The sequence below is a fragment of the Candidatus Methylomirabilota bacterium genome (genome assembly GCA_036005065.1).
Classification (GTDB): domain Bacteria; phylum Methylomirabilota; class Methylomirabilia; order Rokubacteriales; family DASRDR01; genus DASYQW01.
On the sequence record DASYQW010000240.1, the window covers coordinates 1 to 5,809 of the forward strand.

The 5,809-nt window shown below is 69.9% G+C and carries 7 protein-coding genes; 2 read left to right on the top strand and 5 right to left on the bottom strand.

What is annotated here, in order from left to right; genetic code table 11:
* The coding region (locus VGW35_17365) for a GDSL-type esterase/lipase family protein (GenBank protein ID HEV8309432.1) at positions 1–599 on the top strand (599 nt) is incomplete at its 5' end.
* A 28-nt stretch (positions 600–627) separates the two neighbouring features.
* On the opposite strand, the gene VGW35_17370 is transcribed toward VGW35_17365, so the two are convergent.
* The 5 genes from VGW35_17370 to VGW35_17390 form a co-directional block, all read right to left on the bottom strand.
* Positions 628–1,695 carry a PilT/PilU family type 4a pilus ATPase gene (locus VGW35_17370; protein ID HEV8309433.1) on the bottom strand — a complete coding sequence of 356 codons (1,068 nt, stop codon included), beginning with the start codon at positions 1,693–1,695 and terminating at the stop codon, positions 628–630.
* 101 nt (positions 1,696–1,796) lie between these two features.
* Positions 1,797–2,885 (bottom strand): type IV pilus twitching motility protein PilT, encoded by a 1,089-nt coding sequence (locus VGW35_17375; GenBank protein HEV8309434.1) that lies wholly within the window; start codon positions 2,883–2,885, stop codon positions 1,797–1,799.
* Entirely contained in the window at positions 2,864–4,267 is a 1,404-nt protein-coding gene (locus VGW35_17380) for an ATPase, T2SS/T4P/T4SS family (protein HEV8309435.1), read from the bottom strand. Before VGW35_17380 ends, VGW35_17375 begins: the two co-directional genes overlap by 22 nt.
* 55 nt (positions 4,268–4,322) lie before the next feature.
* Positions 4,323–4,724 (bottom strand): response regulator, encoded by a 402-nt coding sequence (locus tag VGW35_17385; protein HEV8309436.1) that lies wholly within the window; start codon positions 4,722–4,724, stop codon positions 4,323–4,325.
* A gap of 1 nt (position 4,725) precedes the next feature.
* Positions 4,726–4,905: a hypothetical protein gene (locus VGW35_17390; GenBank protein HEV8309437.1), complete on the bottom strand. Its 180-nt coding sequence runs from the start codon at positions 4,903–4,905 to the stop codon at positions 4,726–4,728.
* A 230-nt stretch (positions 4,906–5,135) separates the two neighbouring features.
* On the opposite strand from VGW35_17390, the gene VGW35_17395 reads away from it, so the two are divergent.
* Positions 5,136–5,809: amidohydrolase family protein (locus VGW35_17395; protein ID HEV8309438.1), on the top strand; the 674-nt coding region annotated here is incomplete at its 3' end.

The window sequence follows — 5,809 nt, forward strand, 5'->3', positions numbered from 1 at the left end:
GCGGGCTGGCCGCCGCGCTCGGTCTCATCGCGCTCGGAGGAGCCGCCTGGCACGGGTGGCCGGGGCCCCTCGACCCGACGCGGCAGGTCGTGGTGTTCCTGGGCGACAGCATCACCTCGGGCGAGGGAATTCCTCCGGAGGCCGCGTTTCCCATCCTTCTCGGTCGGGCTCTCGGCATCCCCGTGCGAAATGCCGGCGTCTCGGGCGACACGTCGGGCGGCGGCCTCCGGCGCCTCCAGAGCGACGTCCTCGTCCATCGCCCCAAGCTCGTGGTCGTGGTCCTCGGCGTCAACGACGTCGTCGACTACCACCAGCCACCCGCGGAGACGCTCGGGAATCTTCGGCAGATCGCGCGTCGGCTCCGCAAGGACGGCGCGGGCGTCGTCCTCGTCCACATCCGCCTGGCCGAGTTCGGGAGCGAGGTCTACCGCGAGGGATTCCGCGAGATCGCCCGCCGGGAGCGCGCCTGGCTGGTCGAGGACTTCTTCGCCGGCGTCTATCCCCGCTTCACGCCCGACGGGCTCCACCCCAGCCGGGAGGGCCACGCGCGGCTGGCCACCCGGCTGGAACCGCTCCTCCGTGAAATCCTCGCCCGGTAGGCGGACCCGGACCGGCCCCTGGCCGGGGCTACTTGATCCCCTTCATGCGGAGGCGCAGGTTGTTCGGGCTGTCGGCGAACTGAAGCGCGGCGTCCTGCGTGATCTTCTTCTGCTGGTAGAGGGCGAGCAGCGCCTGGTCGAACGTCTGGAGCCCCTCGTTGAGGCCCTCCTCGATCGCCTGCCGGATCGTCTCCAGCTCCCCCCGCCGGACCAGCGCCTGGATCCGCGGCGTGTTCAGCATGATCTCCATCGCCGCCGATCGCCCCTTGCCGTCGGCTCGGGGGACGAGCCGCTGGGCGATGACCGCCCGGAGCATGAGTGACAGCTGCATCAGGATCGACTCCCGCACATCCGGCGAAAAGAAGTTCAGGAGCCGCTCGATGGCGCCGGTGGCGTTCGTCGCGTGCAGGGTGGACAGGACGAGATGACCCGTCTCGGCCGAGTGGAGCGCGATGGCGACGGTCTCGCGATCGCGGAGCTCGCCGACGAAGATCACGTCCGGCGCCTGCCGGAGCGCGTTCTGCAGCGCGACCACGTAGGACTCGGTGTCGATCCCCACCTCGCGCTGCGAGATGACGCTCTGCCTCCGCTCGTGGATGAACTCCACCGGGTCCTCGATGGTCACGATGTGGCCGGGAGCGTTCAGGTTGCGGTGGTGGAGCATGGCCGCGACGGTCGTGGACTTCCCCGCGCCGGTGGCCCCCACCACCAGAAGGAGCCCCTGGCGCTCCATGGCGAGCCCGCCGAGGAGCGGAGGCAGTTCCAGGGACTCGAAGGTCGGGATCTCGGTCTTCACGCGCCGGAGGACGAGCCCGGTCGCTCCCAGCGTCCGGTAGCCGTTGAGGCGGAACCGGCCGAAGGTCGGGTGCACGTAGGAGAGATTGGCTTCCCCGGTCGCCTCGAACGTCTTCCGGTACCCCTCGGGCATCATGAAGATCACCAGCTTCTGGAGGTCGAGCCGTGTGAGGACCGGGGCGTTCCCGAGCGGCGCCGCCACGCCATCGACCTTCAGGGTCGGCGGGGTGCCCTCGATGAGGTAGACGTCGGAGGCATTGGACGTGACCGCCGCGCTCAGGACCGGATCGAGATCTGCCATGTGTCAGTTCGCGCCGGGGGGGAGCGGCGGCGCTCCGCCCCCAGACCCCCCCACCGCATTCATCAAGCGCTGGTACGCGCCGGTCATGGGTTCACGGCCTCTCAGCGAGCCGCCGCGGCGGCCGGGGCGCCGGCCGACCCGCCGAAGCCGGCCTGGCCGGCGGTACTGGAGAGCAGGATCGACTCGGCGTGGGCCCGGTCGACCCGTCCCTGCATCAAGAGGGTCTTCAGCGCCTGCTCGAGGCTCTGCATCCCGAGCTGAGTGCCGGTCTGAATGGCCGACGGCATCTGGTGCGTCTTGGCCTCGCGGATCAGGTTCCGGATGGCGACCGTCGCCACCATGATCTCCAGGGCGGCGACCCGTCCCTTCTTGTCCTTGGTCGGAAGCAGAAGCTGGGAGACGACACCCTGGAGGGCTTCGGCCAGCTGGACCCGGATCTGCTGCTGCTGGCCCGGAGGAAAGGCGTCGATCACGCGGTCGATCGTCTTCGGCGCGCTCTTGGTGTGGAGGGTCCCGAAGACGAGGTGGCCGGTCTCGGCGGCGGTCAGGGCCAGGCTGATGGTCTCGAGGTCCCGCATCTCACCGACCAGGATGACGTCCGGATCCTCCCGGAGCGCGGCCCGGAGGGCGCTGGCGAACGACTTCGTGTGGGGCCCGATCTCGCGTTGATTCACCAGCGAGGTCTTGGACCTGTGCACGAACTCGATGGGGTCCTCCAGCGTGATGATGTGCTTCCTCGTCGTCGAGTTGATGAGGTCGATCATCGCGGCCAGGGTGGTCGACTTGCCCGACCCGGTCGGCCCGGTGACCAGCACGAGACCGTTCTCGCGGGCGGCGAGCGCCTGGATGACCTCGGGCATTCCCAGCTCCTGGAGCGTCCGGAGCTGGGTCGGGATGACCCGGAACACGGCCCCCTCGCCGTTCCGCTGGTTGAAGACGTTGACGCGGAACCGGGCGATGTCGCCGAGCTCGATGGCGAAGTCGAGGTCGCGGGATTCCTCGAACTGGCGCCGCTGATCGTCGTTCAGGATCTCGTAGACCATCCGGTGGACGGCGTCTTTGCTCAAGGGCTCGTTATCGATGGGGGTGAGCTCGCCGTGAAGACGCATCAGCGGCTTCGACCCCGCCGAGAGGTGCAGGTCCGAGGCTCCCCGTTCCTTGGTCTGGATCAGGAGATCCGCGACATCCATGTTGCCTGTGACCCCTGTCGGTTCAAGAGCTCCCGCCGCAGGTCATCGGTCATCGGGAGCGCCCCGATCCGATGCCGCGACCCTTGCCGCTGCACATTGGCCAGTCCGGTCGTGGCGTTGAGCAGCGGAAGGCGGGGGATGTCGAGAGCCAGGAGATGGGAGAGGCCGGTCGCATTGGTCCCGAAGCCGAGGCCGCCCAGCACGAGCGCGCCCTGCTCGGCCGCGCCGACGGCGACCAGACAGGTGCCGGCGTCGGTGAGGTCCTCGACCAGGACGACGTCGGGCGGGTGAGTCAGGATCGTCGCGGCGGCCTCACCGAACTCGCCCGGCAGCTCGGCCTGCACGAAGTCGGGCACCACGAAGGAAACCGACCGTTCGAGGGTGACCACCTTCTTGGTCGGCGCGGCCGCCACCTGCGCGAGCGCGTAGAGCAGCGCCGAGCGCGAGCGGGGGTCCCACCCGGTGACGAAGACGAGTCCGCTGGAAGAGGCGAGCCGTACCAGTGTCTCGCGGACCGAAGCCTCCACGTCGAAGCTCTCGAGCGTGGGAGGGCCTTGCCCGCGGTGGGAGATCCACACGCTGACGGCCTCGCCATAGAGCGTCGGAAAGAACAACAGCTCGAGCTCGACCTCCTGCTGCTCGAGCCGCGTGCGGACGTGGCTCTGCCGCGGCAGGCTCTCGCCGCGGAGGCCGGCCAGAATCCGGAACCGGGAGACCACCGGGCCCAGGAGCTGGCGCGGCAGCCGGGCTCGCTCGACCAGCTGGCCGTCGACCCGGTTCCGCACACGGACCTCCTGGGCGAGGGGCTCGACGTGGATCTCGGTCGCCTCCTCTCGGAGCGCTCCCAGGAGCATGGCGTACACCTGCGCCACGCCGGTCGGGTCGCGCTCGACCGGCCCGGGCCCCGCGGCGACCTCCGCGTAGCGGACGCCGGCCGGGCGCGCGCTCGGCGGGAATGCCTTGTCCAGGAGGTGGGCGATCGTCTCATGCGAGGCGATGGCCGTCCCGACGTGCGCGCCCGTCAGCGCCTCCAGCTCCACGACGGCTTGTTGATTCAGCGGATCGGCCAGGATGACGGTCAGCTCGTTCCCCACCTGGAGGACGGGAAACGCCTGGTGCCGCCGGAGGATCTCCTCGGGCATCGTGCGGGCCAGATCGAGGTCGACCATCTCCTCGCGGAACTCGACGTACGGGATTCCGAGCAGCTCGGAGAGCGCCCAGTTGAGCTCGTCGGCCGTCAGCGCGCCCATCTCGACCAGGATCTCGCCCAGGCGCTTGCCCTCCTGGTACTGCGACCGGAGGGCTTCCCGCAGCTGCTCGGGCGAGACAAACCCCCGCTCGACCAGGATCTCGCCCAGCTGGCGCTTGGGCCGCTCGCTCACGGATCGGCCTCGGTGAGAGCCCGAGTGCCGGCCCGGCCGTTGGAGCCGGGCCGGGTCACGGTGATCGCTCGGCGAGGACCTGCCGCAGGATATCGGTGAGCTCATGCGGCAAGAACGGCTTGGTCAGGTGGGCCGTGGCCCCGACCCCGGCGCTGAGGGTGCGGTACACGGGCTCGGCCTGGCCGGTGAGGACGATGACCGGGATCTGCTTGGTCGCCGGGTGACCGCGGAGGCGGGTGAGCGTGGTGTAGCCATCCATGTTCGGCATCATGACGTCCATGATGATGGCGGCGGGCTGGTACTCCATGGCCCGCTCGGCCGCCTCCTCGCCATCGTTCGCGTCCAGCGTGCGAAACCCCGCCTCGGCCAGCACCTCGCACACGAACTCGCGGATCATCGGATCGTCGTCGGCCACCAGGATGAGCGGCCCTCCGGACGCCCCTACCCGCTCGCCCACGCTACACCGCCTCCTCGATCGTCCCGACTCGCGCGAGTCGCACGAAGACCGGCGGGATGCCGGTCCGCTCGAGCACCAGGCCGGCCTCCTCGATGCGCGTCAGCCGGCCCTGAACGCTCCAATCCTTGGCGAGCTTGACGTAGACTTCCTTGCCGACGAGGGTCTCGAGGAATCGCTCCACCGTCGCTGGCCCCTCCCTGGTGGCGGCCCTATTCTGGCGGCAAGGGTCATCGGAGTCAATGGCTCCGGCGTCCGGTAAATGCGCGCCAGACCGCCCTTCTCCACTGGGGATTTCCCTGATGCCGTCGGCCCCCGTGACGCGCGGCGCGGCCCTTGCGTGGTGGGCGACATCCGAGGTAGCGTACACTCCGCCGGCGGCGCTGACGCGTCTCGGCGGAAGAGGTCACCGACATGGAACGCACGGTGTTCAAGGCGGGTCGCGTGGCGAACGCGGCGGTCTCGGGCTGGCTACCCGACCACGCCGTCCTCACCGACGGCGCCCGGATCCGGGCGGTCGTGCCGCAGGCCAACCTCCCGAGCGACATCGTCGAGACCCATCGCCTCCACGATCTGGGCGACGTCTCCCTGATACCGGGCCTCGTCGACGTGCACGCCCACATGCACTGCTCGGCCACGGCCGACGCCTATGACCTGGTGACCTCCGAGACGCTCCCCCGGCTCATCATGCGGGCGGCGGCGAACGTCCGCCACGCGCTCTTGAGCGGCGTCACCACGCTCCGGGACCTCGGCAGCAAGAACGAGGTGGCGTTCCCGGTCCGGGAAGCCATCCGGGCCGGCGTCATTCCCGGCCCGCGCCTGCTGGTGGCGGGGACACCCATCACTACCACCGCCGGGCACTGCCACATGTTCGGGACGGAGGCGGACACCCGGGATCAGGTGGTGACGGCGGTCCGGAGGCAACGGAAGCTGGGAGCCGACTGCATCAAGCTGATGGCCACCGGCGGGATGTTCACCCCGACCGCCAACCCTCGCACCGTCCAGTACCCCGTGGAGACGCTCACGGCCGCCGTGCGCGAAGCCGAACGGCTGGGGCTTCCGGTGGCGGCCCACACCCTGTCGGCGGC

Coding starts and splice junctions, on each gene's coding strand:
- VGW35_17370 (HEV8309433.1), bottom strand. CDS start 1,695: ATGGCAGATCTCGATCCGGTCCTGAGCGCGGCGGTCACGTCCAATGCC.
- VGW35_17375 (HEV8309434.1), bottom strand. CDS start 2,885: ATGGATGTCGCGGATCTCCTGATCCAGACCAAGGAACGGGGAGCCTCG.